Genomic DNA, 16,332 nt, shown 5'->3' on the forward strand with positions numbered 1-16,332 from the left:
TAATTAGCTTTTTTACTCACTCACCGACTTTTCAAACACCCTCTAAGTGATCTCAATTACAAAACAATTAGCTAAATAGTGACTGTAAACTATGGAAAACCGAGAAAATAATTTTATTTTATATCTGGACACACGTTCTTTCCCGCCAGAAAGAGAGGAGGAAATAAAATCTGCTAGAAATGCAGGACTTAAGATAGTTATAGCAGCACCTTCCTTAAAACCATACGAAAATTACAATATAGACCATCTTATACAAGTACCTCTTGGACAATTTGATATCGCGGAAGAAATCATAATTAGTAATCTCCTTTCTCACAATATTCAAGTGAGAGGAGTAGTTGCTTGGGGGGATATATCAGTCGAACTAGCTTCTAGGATAGGAAAAACTCTTGGTTTAGCATCAACTACACCTGAAGCTGTTCTCAATGTCCGTAATAAGGCAAACACAAGACGAGTTCTCAACCAGTTAAGTTCTGTTAACCCAAAATACGCTATTATTCATGACTATGAAAGCTTCAGTAAAAGTTTGAAGACGGTTGGTATCCCTTGTCTGCTTAAACCTTCAGGAGCATCTTTTGGTAGGGGAATATTTAAAATCTCTGCCTATGAAGAAGCAGAAAAAATATTTCAACAGTTCATCGAATATTGTACTCCTAGTAGAGACGAAATTTATTCTTATTTTTCAAATGAATTTCTCCTAGAAGAATATTTAAATGGAACTGAACATTCCGTAGCTGGTATCGTAGCAGATAATCAGGTGTACGTATTAGCGATTACCGATAAAAAAATTAATCGAGAAATTCCCTTTCAATACGAGAATATAGTTCCCAGTAAACTCTCGCAAGATATACAGAATCAGATTTTAGAAATATCCCATTTAGCAGTACAACTAATGGGAATAAACTGGTGCGGGTTTCATATAGATTTAATGGTAACTGATCATGGTCTGAGAATTTTAGAAATCGGCGGACGGCTAGGAGGAGAATGTATTAACTCACATCTAATTCCATTATCTTCATCATCTCAACTGCATCCTTATGACTTGTTGCTACAGGTTGTTCAAGGACGTAATCCTTTTACACAAAGGGATTTCATCAATAATGATTTCAGGCAGTCTGGGATTCGGGCATTTTTACCACCCAAGCCTGGCCGCTTAACCAGTATACAAGGTTTTGAAAAAGTTAGGAATCATCCTAATACAAAAACCGTAATACAACTAAAGAAAGTTAACGATGAAGTATTTCTTCCCATAGATAAAACTAATGAATACGCAGTTGGTTATGTAATCGCTGAGTGTGGATCTGAGGGAGACATTGAAAAGGTTTTAGAAGAACTAGCTTCCTTGGTACAAATTGAAACAAATTAATGGTGAGTTACTTGTAATAAATATATGCTTTTTCCAGAATGTGTTGACAAGAAGACTGATAACTATCATAGTGCATTTGATAGTTGGCATGAACACTCCTCTATAAGGATTAAACCTCACAGAGTCATCCAAAAAGATCAACTTGAGGGGAAAGTGTTTTTCCCTCCAGATTTGTTTCCTATAGTTTCACATCCTCTTGTTCAAAAACGAGGTGAAGCTTTTATAGAACAACTACTTGTTCATCGTTTATATAGTTACTTGGACTTCACCGAAGTTTTAGAACATCAAATAGTCAATCCGGTAGTTTCTAGAATAGCCCATGATCAGATAGGTATGGAAATTTCTCAGGAAAGGAGATTTGATGCCTATAAAATTTACATTGATGAAGGTTATCATGCTTTATTCTCTGTTGAGATGAAAAAACAAGTGGAAAAAGCAACTGGAATAACTTCTCTTTATTTAGGAACTCCGAACCTCTTAAAACGTCTTAACTATATACAGTCATCTGTTGATAGTAATTTGCGAGAAATAATTAAGGTATTCTGGACTGTTATATCGGAAACATTGATTACATCAATTCTTACAGATATACCAAAAAACAAAAATGTAGTAACTCCAGTGCGGGAAATGATTCTTGATCACGCTAGGGATGAAAGTCGTCACCATGTGTACTTTGCTAGTTTATTAAATATATTGTGGTTCCAACTTAAACCTCAAGATCAATCTATAATTGGTCCGGTTTTACCAGAAATTATTTTCGCTTTTCTAGAACCTGATATTACTGCAATAAAATATTATTTGGAAGTATTGGGTTTAGAAAATAAAGAAATAGAAATATTAGTGGAAGAATCCTATCCTCAAAGAAGACTGATGCTTGGTATTAAAAAAGCAGCAAGTGCAACTTTAAAATGCTTGGAGAACAGCGGTGTTTTTGAAGAAGCATATACTGCTGAGGGATTTAGAAAAAGCGGCTTGTTAAGTTAGTTGCAGTAGCAGTGAATACAGCATATTGCACATAACATGAGATAAAGATTTAAATTTACCGCTAGGCTATCCTTAAATAGGATTTAACTGCAAAACTCTGCTGTAGTCAAAGAATCGTAATCATATAATTTCATATTTGTGGTTATTTATGAAATTTTCTGTAGGGCAAAACCTCTTCAAATCAGGCTTTTTATACGATGCTATTATTCCCCTTGTCAGGTAAATATCAATTTATCTCTCGCTTTTATCTAATTACCCTTACTAATATTTTATCTTGTACTATTATACCGTTAGCTGGTTTTACCAGTACAGTTTTTCTAGGTCATTTGACAGATATCCGCTATTTTGCAGGTGCTTCTCTGGGTGCAATTCTTTTTGATTATATATACTTTAGTTTAAATTTTTTACGTTTAGTAACTACAGGCATGACAGCAATAGCTGTTGGTGAAGATGACCGAGAGGCTATGTTACTAGTAGGAATACGGAATAGCGCGATCGCTTTAGGTTTAGGGATACTCATTCTGGTTATACATGAACCCTTAGGGAAATTGGGGTTTGCACTGTTTACTACTTCTCCAGAGGTCAAGGATGCTGGTCTTGCCTACTTTAATGCCCGTATTTGGGGCGCACCAGCAGTTTTACTCAACTATGTACTAGTTGGCTGGTTTATTGGACAGGAAAAAAGTGGTAGGGTATTGCTAATGACCATTGTTTACAATGTTGTTAATATACTGCAAGACTACCTCTATATTAACCAGTGGCACTGGGCAAGTACCGGAGCAGGAATGTCTGCTGGAATTAGCCAATATTTAATGTCGTTGGCGGGGTTAATTTTCATACTCCGTGATATACCTTTAAAAGAGGTAGCAGCATTAAAGGGGCAGATTTTGGAATCGTCAGGTTTCAAATCCATTGTTCGGTTGAATGGAAATCTGTTTGTGAGGTCTTTAACTATTGCATTCACCTACGTCATTTTTTCCAGTCTGAGCGCAACAATGGATACAATGATATTTGCCTGCAATGCCTTACTTTTACAGGTGTTACTGCTGACTATAGATATTTTTCATGGTGTAGGACTTTCTACCGCTGCTTTAACTGGAACATTTAAAGGTGAACAGACAACTCATAAGTATTTGCCTTTATTGCAAATAGCAATAGGAACTAGTCTTTCAATAGGACTTACCTGTGCTGGTCTTTGTGTCCTTTCTCCACAAACCATATTTGGTTTGTTAACCAACCACAGCGAAATCATAGAGCTAATTAAGACCTATGTTCCTTGGTTATTAGTGGTTCTGGGGTGTGCCTCAATTTGTTTAGTTCTGGAGGGATACTTTACGGGTCTAGCCGAAGGGGTTGTTCTCCGCAATACTTTCTTAATTAGTACCTTGGCGGGATTTATCCCTCTAGCTATGTTAACATGGTTTTATCACAATAACCATATGTTGTGGTTGGCTATGTCTATGTTTATGGTGATTAGAATGGTGATTCTTGGAGTATATCTGGTGAAAAGCAAAGAGTTGAAGATCGAGACCATATTAAATTGAATTAATACACCTAATTATAAAAACTTACAAAAGAGAGTTATTAGGTGTTAATGAAACTTCGTTGACAACTACTTTTAACTTCTGAGTTCTGATTCGGTAAATTCTGACTCCTGCTATAGTTCATACTTTAAATTGCCAGTAAGAGTAGACATAAAAAACCCCCAAATAAATTGCAATTGGGGGCGAAAATTGATTGAGAATTACGAGCGTGACGGGGTGAAAGTTTAGAAAATAAACATAAAAATCAATTCCGGTGATTATTGTTGTAGCGAACCCTTGTACCAGCCCAAAGTAACTTTTCCCGCAATGTTTGATAATAGGAATTATTTGCCCGTAAGACAATAAACTTAGCACGACAATCAGCCATTCGGACATCCACACGGTGTCCCGGCCAAATAGAGGTAGATAACACGCCATCCATCCATAGTTTGGTACTTAAATCATAATCTCCCAAAGGCCAAATACTGACCACAGAACCAGGAGGTAAGACAAGAGGACGACTAGAAAGACTCATAGGACAAATGGGAGTGATGGTAATTGTTTCCATACCATCATGGATAATTGGTCCACTGGCAGAAACAGTGTAACCAGTAGAACCTGTGGGAGTGGAGATAATTAAACCATCTCCCACATATTGATCAACTATCTCACCATCAATTTCCATTTCCAGAATTGAGGTAATCATTCTGTCAGCAGAAGCGGGTTTGACACAAAACTCATTTAGAGCTAAGTAACTCTCGGTAACTGGTTCTAAATTAGAACCAGTCCCTTCATATACCGCTGCTTGTAACATCATGCGTCGTTGGATAGCATAACGATCTTCTAACAGACGTTCCCAAACTACTTCTGGATCTTGAAATTCATCTACTGACTCCGTTAAAAACCCCAAATGGCCACCTACATTGACTCCGAGAATGGGAATACCAGCGGGGGCTAAATGCCTAGCACTGGTTAAAACAGTACCATCACCACCAAGTACCAAGGCCAGATCGATTGATTGATTAGCAGAGGCCAAAAAAACCGGATAGGGGTTATCTTTTGGCCCACTAGGTCCCATCAATACTTGGCAATGACGATTTTCTAGTTGTTTAGCACAGAGTTCGGCCCAGCGTTTACTCTGGGGATCTCGTGCTTTATAAGCAATGATTACCTGCTTGAGTTGCACGCGCTATTACCACTTCAGGAGATTAAACTGCTCCATGTCAACGGTATCACGGTTACGATAAATAGTTAAAACAATCGCCAAACCTACCGCTGCTTCAGCAGCAGCCACGGTAATCACAAAAACTGTGAACACCTGGCCTTTAATTAAGGTTGAATCAAGGAAGTTGGAAAATGCCATTAAATTCAGATTAACGGCATTTAGCAATAACTCAATTGACATGAGTACCCGAACTGCGTTGCGACTGGTAATTAAACCATAAATCCCAATGCAGAACAAAGCCGCTGCTAGTAATAAGAAGTATTGAAGTTGCATGATTGTCGGTTGTCGGTGGTCAATTGTCAATTATTAGAACTGCTACCAGTGGATATGAGTTCTTTGGGGCGCTCTGGGAGGGTTAAAATTGTTTGTGGTAGGTCAGAGGTTGGTAATTGGTCGGGTAGATATTCTCTTCGTGCCAAAATAATCGCTCCTACCATGGCTATGAGCAAGAGGACGGAAGCTAATTCAAAAGGTAGCAAAAAGTCGCTAAAGAAATGCTCACCAATGACTACGATGGAATTTTGACTGACTTTCCCGTTGCTTGAGTTAGCCCAAGGTGTGGCTACTACCATTGTGCTTAAAAGAGCAAATAGTCCAAAACTGACTATAGCTGTAAATATTTTTCGTAATCCTGCACTAGGTAATGGTGAAAAATCCTGTCTTTTGTTTACCAACATAATGGCAAACAGAATTAAAACGTTAATTGCACCAACATAAATTAATATTTGGGCTGATGCGACAAAGTCACCATTTAGCAATAGGTACATCCCCGCAATGCTGATGAATACACCTCCCAGCAAAAAAGCGGAATAAACGATGTTAGAGAATAGCACTACACCTAGTGCTGCTCCAATCATCATTACACCAAGAATGCCAAGTGATACAGACTGTACTCCCTCTGCTAGATTCACTGTTTTCTATCCTTATTGATGTTTAATAAATATTGAGTAGTAATTGGTGATTGGTGATTGGTAATTGGTAATTGGAAAAATTTTGATTACCCATTACCCATTACCTATTACTGATTACCACTTTCTACTAGGTCTTCTGGACGAGAACCAGCACGGGGAGCTTCCTCTGGTACTCCGTGGGGGTCCATTACACCTTTAGGTAGGTAAGCAAGTTCCCGTAATGGTGTCACCATTGGATCGTTTGTAACTTTATACGGTAAACGTCCCAAGGCTACGCTATCGTAGTTCAGTTCATGGCGATCGTAAGTGGCTAATTCATATTCTTCTGTCATGGATAAACAGTTAGTGGGACAGTATTCCACACAGTTACCGCAGAAGATACAAACTCCAAAATCAATACTGTAGTGTTTGAGCTTTTTCTTTTTGGCTACTTTGTCCATTTCCCAGTCAACTACAGGGAGGTTGATAGGACATACACGCACACAGACTTCACAAGCAATACACTTGTCAAATTCATAGTGAATGCGACCGCGAAATCTTTCACCGGGAATCAATTTTTCGTAGGGATATTGGACGGTAACAGGTCGCCGTCTCATGTGGTCAAAAGTAACAGATAATCCTTGACCAATATAACGACCTGCTTGTACGGCTTCTTTGGCGTAATCACCAACTTGTTTGAGGAAATTGAGCATTGTGTGTCTCTCTCTTTACAATTTTGGATTTTAGATTTCAGATTCAGTCCAGAATCTAAAATCTAAAATGCCTTACCCACCGAATGCGAAGGGAAAAGCTAGTTTAAAGGCTGCTGTTAAGAGCAGATTTACCAAGCCTACTGGTAAAAGGAATTTCCATCCTAAATCTAGCAATTGGTCAATCCTTACCCGTGGTACTGTCCAACGAATAAGAATGGCAAGAAATACTAGTAGGTAAGCTTTAATTACGGTCATGGTAATTCCTATCACCGCTGTAACCACTTGGATGATAGGATCACTTTCACTGACTCCTAACCACCCGGTAATCATATCCAGGGGTATGGGACAATGCCAACCACCAAGGTACAAAATTGCTACTAGTAAGGCAGAAAGTACAAGATTAATGTAGGAACTCAGGTAAAAAAGCGCGAATTTCATCCCTGAATATTCGGTCTGATACCCTGCTACTAGTTCTTCTTCTGCTTCTGGTAAGTCAAAGGGTAAGCGTTCACATTCTGCTAGGGCGGCTATCCAAAAAATGATGAAGCCTAATGGTTGTCGCCAAATATTCCAGCCGAAAACCCCAAAATTAGATTGTTGGTTCACGATGTCAACGGTACTGAGACTATTGGACATCATAGCGATCGCTAGTACACTCAGTGCTAGGGGAATTTCATAACTTATGGACTGCGCTGCTGCCCGTAAACCTCCCAATAGGGCATATTTATTATTACTGGCATAACCTGCCATTAATAAACCAATGGGCTGAATACTGGATAATGCAATCCACAAAAATACCCCCATGCCCACATTAGTAATGATGATATTCTGTCCGAATGGTACGATTAAATACGACAGAAATACTGGTAAAACGACAAGAACAGGTCCAAGGGTAAATAGCCAAGGATCTGCCTTAGCGGGGATGATATCTTCTTTAAATACCAGCTTCAGACCATCCGCTACAGGAACCAGCAATCCAAAAGGACCTTGATATTCTGGTCCTATACGCTGCTGTGCCGCCGCTGAAATTTTCCGTTCTAGCCAGGTCGCAACTAGTACGCCTACTGTAGCCCCAATGAGCATCAATACCATTGGTAATGGCATCCATAGGGCTTTGGCCGCCCCTGGGGGTACGCCTAAGTCCTTAACAGATTGAATAAAAGTTCCTTGAAGGTCAATTCCTGGATTCATGTTTGCTGCTCTTGTAAGTCAACTTCCTGATGAACTATGAATAATGGGATCTAAGTTTCCCATTTTCATCTTTTGTCCTTCAGCTTTAGTAATTATCCCTGGGAGATTTGGATGCCCGATTGAAGTTCAATGTACGGGCGAACGGCAGGAAAGCCCCTGCACCAACTCATGAGTTTAGTATATCCTTGGATGGTTTTTACCATCAGACCCAAGAGACAACTTTTCTCTATGGTTAAGATTGGTAATTGATAATTTATCAGTGGAGAAATGGGCAAAAGTTTACCCATTCAGCAGTGAGACACAAATAGCCGTTTCCACTCTGGTAACGTTGATTGTATCTAAATTGTCTGATTTTCTGCAACAGCCTACTGTTGTCAGCCGGATTTGTAATTTTGGATCATAAGCCCCAATAGAAGATGTGACATTTATCAATCTGTCCACTGAAGGGCATAAATTCAAAATCCAAAATCTAGAGTTGAGTTGTTTATCACTTAACGTTGGTCTATGGGAGTGTAAGAGACTTCATGAAGACCATTGTAAACTTGGGTAGGACGGAAAATCCGGTTTTCTACCAGTTGTTCTTTCCAGTGTGCTAACCAACCTGCTACACGAGCGATCGCAAATACTGGTGTAAATAAGTCTGTAGGAATCCCCATTTTCCTATACACTAAACCGGAATAAAAGTCAACATTAGGATAAATCCCTCTGTCACCCAATTTTTCGGAAACTACCCTTTCCATTTCTACGGCAATTTCATAATATTCGTCATACCCGAATTTCTCAAACAACTGCTCTGCCAAGCTTTGTAAGATTGTAGCGCGGGGATCTTTGACTTTGTACACACGATGTCCAAAACCCATGATTTTGGCTTTGCGTCGGAGAAGATCATCTACGTAAGGACGAACATTCTCTACAGAACCAATGTTTTCTAGCATCTGAATTACTTCTTCATTCGCTCCCCCATGCAAGGGTCCGCCTAAAGTACCTACGGCACTAGCAACTACAGCATAGGGATCTGTCAAGGTAGAAGCTGTGACTCTAGCACTAAATGTAGAAGCATTCATTGTATGCTCAACATGAAGAATTAAGCAAACATCAAATATCTTGGCTGCTAAAGGATCAGGTTCTTTCTCGTTCAGCATATACAGGAAGTTAGCCGCATAGTCTAAGTCATCCCTGGGTTTAACGGGGTCGTTACCTTCCCGCATTAACTGGAAGGCTGCTACCATTGTGGGAATAGTCGCTATTAACCGGACAGCGGAGTTACGAATATAGACCGGATTATGTAAGTCACGGCGAGAATAGAATAAACCTAAAGCAGCAGCAGAAGCTTGAAGAGCATCCATAGGATGACCACTTTCAGGGAAGCATTTCATCATGTCCCTAATGCGGTATTTGATGCGTCTGTGGAAGAGAACTTCATGCTCAAATGCTTTTAGTTCTTCCTTGGTTGGTAATTCACCCCAGATTAAAAGATATGCAGTTTCTAGGAATGTACTTTTTTCGGCTAATTCCTCAATCCTAATACCACGATATTCTAGAATTCCTTTCTGCCCATCTACATGACTTATACTCGATTGAGCTGCGGGAATACCTTCTAAACCAGGCTTGTATTCGCATACCGTCATGGCAACACCATTTACTTTGTAAAATATCTGCTCACGTTAACTCACCAGAGACTATTTTCACTACAAGAGTTGCCGATATTACAACTATTCTATGCGTTCATATTGAACAACTCTTACAGCAGGTACTTGGGCTGTGTCAACCAGAACATTTGACTACGACCCAAGGGAGAACCATCATCTGGTAGTTTTATTCCCATCATACCTGCTTTTTTGAGGATAAGGCTCTCTTTTGCTTCTCCCCAGAGGAGAATTTCTGCCCAATGGCTTAAACTAGGCTCATGGCCTACTAATGCTAGTTTGGTTTTTTGGGGATATTTTTTAGGTTTAAGCCATTCTTGCCACCAATTTTGAATATTACCATCAAAGCTAAGATGATCTGATGCTTCTAACTGGGAACTCAGTCCAGCAGCAATGAGTATTTCTGCTGTTTGATAAGCGCGAACTAGGGGACTAGTGAGTATTAAATCAAAATTAAAACCGAGTTTGACTAATCTCTGGGCTATTTTCTCGGTTTTTTCTCTTCCTTCCGGGGTGAGTTGTCGTTTTTCGTCTTTTAGTCCTGGTTGATGTTCTTCGGCGATACCATGACGGATTAAGTATAGTTCCATTTTTTCAGTTGGGTGTTTTTATATGATTTTTTATTTTGCGAAAAAGCGCAAACAAGAGGGTAAAATTAGTAATTTCATAAAATCTTTGGATACCGTGAAAGTCTATTTCTTGTATCTCTAGCTAATTGATCAAATGTTTTACAAATTACTTTGCGTGAGTCTACTACAACTCTATTTAAATACCATTTCAATCTAGTTTTTTCAACCTCGCTAAGAAATTCATCTCTACCTATAACAAGAATACCTTGATATTCTATATTCTCACTTCCAAAAATAGAACGAAATTGACCAGTATTCTTAAAATCATCAAGTTTCTAAAACCAATCAATGATTTGACTAAATCCATTTTCAAATCTAGACGACCACTCTGATGTAGTTTTTCCTTTTTTGTTTACAAAAATACTATCTTTTCTAGCATCTTCAAATTCAATGAAACAGTAAATATTATTTACAGAATCACCAACAACTAAATCGGCTCTAAAATTTCCAAATAATGTAAATTCATGTTTGATTTGGTTGCAAAAGTTATCAGGAGCGTACCATCCAATACAGGCAGATAAATGTTGTCTCTCTTTGAAAAAAGGAAGTATATCCTTCCGTTCATTTAATTCCTTATTATCACGCAGTAGATTTTCAAATTCCTCAAGTTCAATCAAACACTGTTTAATATCTATATCACAAAAATCTAGACCACTCATACTTTAGCCTTTTCTAATAATCCATATAACATTTCAATCCGTTTGTAATTAACTATATCAATAATAGTTACTTTTTTAGATTGAAATTCAAAAATGATTCGATATATGCCTACCTTGGCAATAAAATCATTATCTGAACTTGAATTTAGTTTAGAAACTTCAATTTCTGAACAATCAGGAAAGTTTTCTAGACAACTAATAGCATAACTAATCTTTTCTTTCTCTTGAGTTGGTAAAACATCAAGTGCTATTTGTGCGTTATCATCTAAAACTGTTTCATTTTTGTTTACCTGTTGATTTTTAGATTCAGTAGAAGTATCGTAATACTCATCAGATAAGTGTTGAAGTTCATTGAAAAAATTAGTTCCTCCTTCTCCTTTTTCCAATGCGTGCTTGATCTTTGCCAATATTTCTTTTTCTTTTGGGTGATTATGTAACTCAGAAACTACTATTTCTTGAAATTTCTGATTTCTTTGTGCTGTGTTTTCCTGAATATTTTTTGTCATACTAGCCATAAGCCTGGAAACCTGTATAACTGCTATTTTTTCAGTTTCAGATATATTAGAAGTCCATTCTATCAATAACTTAACAACCAACGTTACAAGCTTATGTAAAACCTCCGAATCTAGCTTTTGAATGTATCCGTGAGCCAGTCGGTTGCGCTGTTCAAGACAAGCTTGAATAATATCAAATTCAGAAATTGATAACTCTCCCAAAGAGTACATTGATTTTATTAATTTTATGGCTGGTAAACGTTCAACAGGAATTGATACATCAACTGCTCTTTTTCTTAATGCTCCCTCAAAAAGACTCCAAAGAAAAAGAAAAGCAGGTTCAATATTATTATTTTCAATCAGCTTGCTAACTTGACTAAAATAGTTAATTAGTTCTTCCCAGGATGGCAGTTCTTCACAAGTTCCTGGTAATGATTCTGCTTCCATATCTTCAAGTGTCACTAATAAAAAACGCCAGCCTGGATGTTTACTCACTTCTTCTGCAACAGATTGTAAACGCTCAACTGAAACTGGAGTAATGCTGGTTTTTACTTCAATTATTAAACCTATTAAACCGCATTCATTTTCATTCTTAGTAGCCAGAATATCGGGTTGATAATTATCCAAATCAAACGGTAATTGATCTGCTTTCGGGTTTTGTATAACAGTAAATCCTTGATCACGATACTTTTTGATCAAAGATTCAACTTTCTCATCATGTAAACTTTTAGTATTTTCCATCATAAGTATTCTGCCAATGGTTGAGATTCACTTACTTTGACATAAACACACTTTTGACCAATAATGACACCTTCGCGCAATAATAAGTTATACCAAATTTATACCCGCTTATCAGACAGCAAAAGCCAATTCATTTGCATGGGTTCAGCACTGCTAAACCCTAAATTAATCAAGTCTTTTAATCCGGTTTAAGACTAAATTGGATTATCTCTCGGATTTACCAATCTTAATAATTTCTGTTTGATTTGTGCGTCGAAAACTTCCCATTTCATTTTGGCATAAGCCGAATTTTCATTACCACCTGATAAAAAACCCATGGGAATTTCAAAGCCTCCCGCACCAGTTCTCCCCCCACCAAAAAATCTCCCGGCGCTATCTTGTCCAAAGGCTTCTTTGATAAATTCATCAGGATCTAGGGTCAGTTTTGTCGTCCTCAAAGAACCTATAATTACTTCTAGTTCGTCGTCTTCATCATGAACTATTCCATACACTACCGCAGTATGAACATTCTCTTCTGTAACTAGAAAATCAGCGGCTTGGGGAATTGCGTCCCGATCATCATACCGCAAGTAACCAACACCAGCTATGGAAAAATTATTTTGAACAATGCGGTTTTTAAGCGATCGCTCAATCACATCCATTACACGCTTAGAACGATTTGCTTGTAAAATAGCATTTAGTAACTGAGCATCATAAAATCTGCTCAAATACCCAGCAGCCATAAAATCTTCTTCTTGGGCTTGCATTAACCTATTTGTATCCGATCTTAACCCGTGCATTAAGGCTGTAGCACATTTAATGTGCTGGTTAATACTATTATCTAAGGTCAATAATCCTGCTTGTAAGTATTGAGTAAAAATTGTCGCTGTAGCTCGCACATAAGGACGAACATCCATAAATTCGGATTTGATGTCCCCCTGCAAGCTATGATGATCTACTAGCACTATTAAGGGAATTCCCGCTTGTTGGATTGCTGGTAATAATTGAGAGGTAGTTCCCTGGTTGTCAATTAACACGAAACCGTGATAACATGACAAATCTTTATTTTTCAGGGTTTGCATTGTCCAGCGTTGAGCGGGTAAATTAGTTAATTTAACTAAAGCAATATTTTCCTGATGGCTTAAAGTTCCCGCGTAAATAATGTCACATTTGATATCATACTGTTGGGCAATTAATTGATATGACCAGGCACAAGAAAGAGCGTCGGGATCAGGAAAATCCTGTAAAATCACTAACTGACGTTCATGGCGGTGTCCTAGCAGGGTTTTTTGTAACTCTTCCGATTTCTGAGACGCTAAAGAACTGCCACGCTGAACTAAATAGATACCACCATCACTATTAGCCGGTGATAAAGATGTCCGGGCTAAAGGTGGAGGTTCAATAATGTCTCTCTCTGTTTCTACTTCCTCTGGATTTGGATCTTTAGCTAAAGATAAGTTCTCAAGTTGAGAGGCTGGATAATTCGCGTACATAGGGAACTGTATTTCTAAACGTTGAAGGTGGTGTTATCCATTTAGATATAATCCAAGCAATAATGCGCTGCTAAAGCTACATGAGACTTGTCCATAATCTAAAGTTAATTGTTGGTACTATCTAAAGTTGTTTATTTTTTGTCATTAACACAAGTCAAAAAGTGCCTATAAATGCCAAAAATCAAGCAAGCCTCCCCTTTTAGCATCTATTTGAATTCTTGATTTCGAGACTTGTCTAAACAAATATGCAGATTTTTATGGAAATTAGATAATTATCTTGAATATTTATTTGACTTGTGTTATGCTTACTATCTTGTGTTCAAATTTGTTTCTCAATTTCTTTGGTGGCTTGGTGGCAAATCATTTACTCATAATTGTAGCAAATTATCAGTTAAGAGCAAATCCTCCCTCTATATCCCTTCTTAAAGGATATAACCCCAATTCTTGAAAAACAAGTAATTTGCGACGCTGCGGACATAAAAATATCAGCTTATGGCAATTCTACCCTAAGCTGGTTAGCACTAACCCAAAACAAGTAAAAATACCACTTGTAGCCACTGTTTTAGGTTAAACAGTTCTATCCACAGGTGAAATTTGACCTGAGTTTTTGTAGTTGATTCTGTATAATGTTAAAGGCCTATTACGTACTTTTGCCATTCTTGGTGCAGTCCACTTTTCAGATGTTTTGTTACCTCAAAGTAAAGACTGCTATAAGGTTGGCGAGGTAAATGACGCAAAGGCATCCGTGCTTCTTGGGGTGTACGACTGCCTTTTTTGACATTGCAGCATACACAAGCAGCAACAATGTTTTCCCAGGTGTCACCCCCCCCTCGTGATCTCGGTATCACATGATCAAGTGTCAACTTATCTCCTGTGTAACCACAGTATTGACAAGTGTGTCCATCACGATGCAGGATATTCCGACGGGTCAGAGGAACTTCCATATACGGAACACGGACATAGTGGCGCAATCGGATAACGGTTGGCTGCGGAAAGTCAGTGTAAAGGAATTTACCATTGTATTCTAAGCGTTCAGCTTTGCCTTTCATCAACAACACGGTGGCCCGTCGCCAACTGGTGATGTTGAGCGGTTCGTAAGAGGCGTTCAGGACTAAAACCTTCCCCATGAATCTGCGCTCAAGGTATTAGTTTTACATATATTAACACAAATACACTTTCTTGGGGATAGGAAAGGAATTTATACTTTTATTCTCAACTCAGATTCTCGACTTCTTCCAGAAGTGGGGTATCTTGTGGTTACTATTTTCCCAAATTTGCCAAAAAAATCGCAATAAAGAAGTATTTAGGGGTTGACATTTGATTTTAAATTTGTTATGATTGAGACGATAAGGAAGAACTATCATAAAATAATTAAGTTAAAGAAAAATTGTTGAATATGCGGACACACTAATATTACTCACGCCACCATCTTGTATAAATTACCGGATAAAAGTTAAACTTCCTGATTAAATTGATATAGCTTCTAGGGGATGGGAGAAGCTTTTCGGTGGTGTGATAGGAGTGAAGTCCAATGTTAAATCGCAAACAAACCCCAATTTTTACTGATCATCAAGAACGTGATGCTTATGCTTGGTTTTCTCAGCGGGCTTGGGTAGAAATTGATTTGGGAGCTTTGTCTAATAATGTCAAGGAGTTGGTAAAGTTTTTATCCCCATGTACTCAATTAATGGCAGTAGTTAAAGCTGATGCCTATGGACATGGGGCAGTAGCAGTTGCTAAAACTGTTTTAGAATCCGGTGCTAGTTGGTTGGGTGTAGCGACTGTTCCCGAAGGTATTCAATTGCGGGAAGATGGTATTCAAGCCCCAATTTTAATTTTAGGGGCAACGAACACACCAGAACAAATTCAGGCGATCGCTGATTGGCAACTTCAGCCTACCCTATATAGTCCCAAGCAAGCTTTAGAATTTTCTAACGTATTAGAAAATATTAATTATAATTTACCCTTACCTGTACATATTAAATTGGATACAGGAATGTCTAGATTAGGCACGAATTGGCAAGAAGCAGCAGAATTTGTCCAGTTGGTGCAAAGATTACCCCATTTGCATATTGCTAGTATTTATTCTCATCTGGCAACAGCAGATAGTCCTGATGCTAGGATGATGACAGAACAGCATAGACGATTTGAAAAAGTAATAGCACACATCAAAGCTAAAGGTATCAAAATTCCTATTTTACATTTAGCTAACTCAGCGGCTACTCTTACAGATAGAGGATTACACTATGATATGGTGCGCGTAGGTTTAGCGATTTATGGGTTGTATCCTGCTATTCACTTACAAAATCAAATCAAACTTAAACCTGTTTTACAGGTTAAAGCTAGAGTTACCCAAGTTAAAACTATAACTGCTGGTACTGGAGTTAGTTATGGTCATCATTTTATTGCTGCTGAGGAAATGCGGCTGGCGGTGGTTGGTATTGGTTATGCTGATGGTGTACCCCGTAATCTTTCTAACAAAATGCAAGTATTAATCCGTGGACAGCGTGTGCCGCAAATTGGCGCAATTACAATGGATCAAATGATGTTAGATGTAAGTTCTATACCGGATTTACAAGAGGGGGAAGTAGTTACATTGTTGGGAGAACAGGGAAAAGAGCAAATATCGGCTGATAATTGGGCAAATTGCCTAAATACCATTTCTTGGGAAATTCTGTGCGGCTTTAAGCATCGTCTACCTCGTGTAACTGTTATGTAGATGGGAATATGGGGAGAAATTACTAAGCTGTTACGCATTTAAATTTGATAATCCTAATCTAGCTAGATGTTGTGGTACGG

General features: G+C 38.3%; 14 protein-coding genes and 1 pseudogene. 4 read left to right on the forward strand and 11 right to left on the reverse strand.

Annotated elements, in window-relative coordinates:
- Positions 1-91: 91 nt before the first annotated feature.
- The 3 genes from H6F62_RS13010 to gntT all read left to right on the forward strand — a co-directional run bounded on the left by H6F62_RS13010 (position 92) and on the right by gntT (position 3,894).
- Positions 92-1,366, forward strand: coding sequence for an ATP-grasp domain-containing protein (locus H6F62_RS13010; protein WP_190372227.1), 1,275 nt, complete (start codon positions 92-94; stop codon positions 1,364-1,366).
- Positions 1,367-1,390: 24 nt separating this feature from the next.
- Positions 1,391-2,350: a diiron oxygenase gene (locus H6F62_RS13015; protein ID WP_190372228.1), complete on the forward strand. Its 960-nt coding sequence runs from the start codon at positions 1,391-1,393 to the stop codon at positions 2,348-2,350.
- A 197-nt stretch (positions 2,351-2,547) separates the two neighbouring features.
- Positions 2,548-3,894, forward strand: a complete 1,347-nt coding sequence (gene gntT / locus H6F62_RS13020) for a guanitoxin biosynthesis MATE family efflux transporter GntT (RefSeq protein ID WP_190372229.1) — start codon at positions 2,548-2,550, stop codon at positions 3,892-3,894.
- A gap of 244 nt (positions 3,895-4,138) precedes the next feature.
- Here the strand turns inward: gntT and H6F62_RS13025 are convergent, their stop codons facing one another.
- The 11 genes and pseudogenes from H6F62_RS13025 to H6F62_RS13075 all read right to left on the reverse strand — a co-directional run bounded on the left by H6F62_RS13025 (position 4,139) and on the right by H6F62_RS13075 (position 14,660).
- Entirely contained in the window at positions 4,139-5,059 is a 921-nt protein-coding gene (locus tag H6F62_RS13025) for an NAD(+) kinase (protein WP_028085086.1), read from the reverse strand.
- 6 nt (positions 5,060-5,065) lie between these two features.
- The gene (gene nuoK, locus H6F62_RS13030; RefSeq protein WP_015080280.1) at positions 5,066-5,371 is read right to left on the reverse strand and encodes an NADH-quinone oxidoreductase subunit NuoK; all 306 of its coding nucleotides are present in this window, start codon (positions 5,369-5,371) and stop codon (positions 5,066-5,068) included.
- A gap of 26 nt (positions 5,372-5,397) precedes the next feature.
- Positions 5,398-6,009, reverse strand: a complete 612-nt coding sequence (locus H6F62_RS13035) for an NADH-quinone oxidoreductase subunit J (protein WP_137907292.1) — start codon at positions 6,007-6,009, stop codon at positions 5,398-5,400.
- A 107-nt stretch (positions 6,010-6,116) separates the two neighbouring features.
- Positions 6,117-6,701: an NAD(P)H-quinone oxidoreductase subunit I gene (gene ndhI / locus H6F62_RS13040; protein WP_137907291.1), complete on the reverse strand. Its 585-nt coding sequence runs from the start codon at positions 6,699-6,701 to the stop codon at positions 6,117-6,119.
- Between the two features lie 72 nt (positions 6,702-6,773).
- Entirely contained in the window at positions 6,774-7,892 is a 1,119-nt protein-coding gene (gene nuoH, locus H6F62_RS13045; protein ID WP_137907290.1) for an NADH-quinone oxidoreductase subunit NuoH, read from the reverse strand.
- 491 nt (positions 7,893-8,383) lie between these two features.
- Positions 8,384-9,520, reverse strand: coding sequence for a citrate synthase (locus H6F62_RS13050; protein WP_137907289.1), 1,137 nt, complete (start codon positions 9,518-9,520; stop codon positions 8,384-8,386).
- Between the two features lie 113 nt (positions 9,521-9,633).
- Positions 9,634-10,128 carry a phosphohistidine phosphatase SixA gene (sixA, locus tag H6F62_RS13055; RefSeq protein ID WP_137907288.1) on the reverse strand — a complete coding sequence of 165 codons (495 nt, stop codon included), beginning with the start codon at positions 10,126-10,128 and terminating at the stop codon, positions 9,634-9,636.
- Between the two features lie 74 nt (positions 10,129-10,202).
- A pseudogene (locus tag H6F62_RS13060) lies at positions 10,203-10,826 on the reverse strand (Shedu immune nuclease family protein).
- A complete protein-coding gene (locus tag H6F62_RS13065; protein ID WP_162501178.1) occupies positions 10,823-12,064 on the reverse strand; it encodes a hypothetical protein in 1,242 nt (413 codons plus the stop codon). The pseudogene H6F62_RS13060 and the gene H6F62_RS13065 overlap by 4 nt, the downstream one beginning before the upstream one ends.
- 191 nt (positions 12,065-12,255) lie before the next feature.
- Positions 12,256-13,533 carry a bifunctional oligoribonuclease/PAP phosphatase NrnA gene (locus H6F62_RS13070; protein WP_190372230.1) on the reverse strand — a complete coding sequence of 426 codons (1,278 nt, stop codon included), beginning with the start codon at positions 13,531-13,533 and terminating at the stop codon, positions 12,256-12,258.
- A 629-nt stretch (positions 13,534-14,162) separates the two neighbouring features.
- Entirely contained in the window at positions 14,163-14,660 is a 498-nt protein-coding gene (locus H6F62_RS13075) for an HNH endonuclease (protein ID WP_028085093.1), read from the reverse strand.
- Positions 14,661-15,064: 404 nt separating this feature from the next.
- On the opposite strand from H6F62_RS13075, the gene alr reads away from it, so the two are divergent.
- Entirely contained in the window at positions 15,065-16,252 is a 1,188-nt protein-coding gene (alr, locus tag H6F62_RS13080; protein WP_137907286.1) for an alanine racemase, read from the forward strand.
- The last annotated feature ends 80 nt before the right edge of the window (positions 16,253-16,332 follow it).

Origin of the sequence: Anabaena sp. FACHB-1391 (assembly GCF_014696755.1) — a bacterium.
In the GTDB taxonomy this organism is placed as follows: domain Bacteria; phylum Cyanobacteriota; class Cyanobacteriia; order Cyanobacteriales; family Nostocaceae; genus Dolichospermum; species Dolichospermum planctonicum.

Coding starts and splice junctions, on each gene's coding strand:
- H6F62_RS13010 (WP_190372227.1), top strand. CDS start 92: ATGGAAAACCGAGAAAATAATTTTATTTTATATCTGGACACACGTTCT.
- H6F62_RS13015 (WP_190372228.1), top strand. CDS start 1,391: ATGCTTTTTCCAGAATGTGTTGACAAGAAGACTGATAACTATCATAGT.
- gntT (WP_190372229.1), top strand. CDS start 2,548: ATGCTATTATTCCCCTTGTCAGGTAAATATCAATTTATCTCTCGCTTT.
- nuoK (WP_015080280.1), bottom strand. CDS start 5,371: ATGCAACTTCAATACTTCTTATTACTAGCAGCGGCTTTGTTCTGCATT.
- ndhI (WP_137907291.1), bottom strand. CDS start 6,701: ATGCTCAATTTCCTCAAACAAGTTGGTGATTACGCCAAAGAAGCCGTA.
- nuoH (WP_137907290.1), bottom strand. CDS start 7,892: ATGAATCCAGGAATTGACCTTCAAGGAACTTTTATTCAATCTGTTAAG.
- H6F62_RS13050 (WP_137907289.1), bottom strand. CDS start 9,520: ATGACGGTATGCGAATACAAGCCTGGTTTAGAAGGTATTCCCGCAGCT.
- sixA (WP_137907288.1), bottom strand. CDS start 10,128: ATGGAACTATACTTAATCCGTCATGGTATCGCCGAAGAACATCAACCA.
- H6F62_RS13065 (WP_162501178.1), bottom strand. CDS start 12,064: ATGATGGAAAATACTAAAAGTTTACATGATGAGAAAGTTGAATCTTTG.
- H6F62_RS13070 (WP_190372230.1), bottom strand. CDS start 13,533: ATGTACGCGAATTATCCAGCCTCTCAACTTGAGAACTTATCTTTAGCT.
- H6F62_RS13075 (WP_028085093.1), bottom strand. CDS start 14,660: ATGGGGAAGGTTTTAGTCCTGAACGCCTCTTACGAACCGCTCAACATC.
- alr (WP_137907286.1), top strand. CDS start 15,065: ATGTTAAATCGCAAACAAACCCCAATTTTTACTGATCATCAAGAACGT.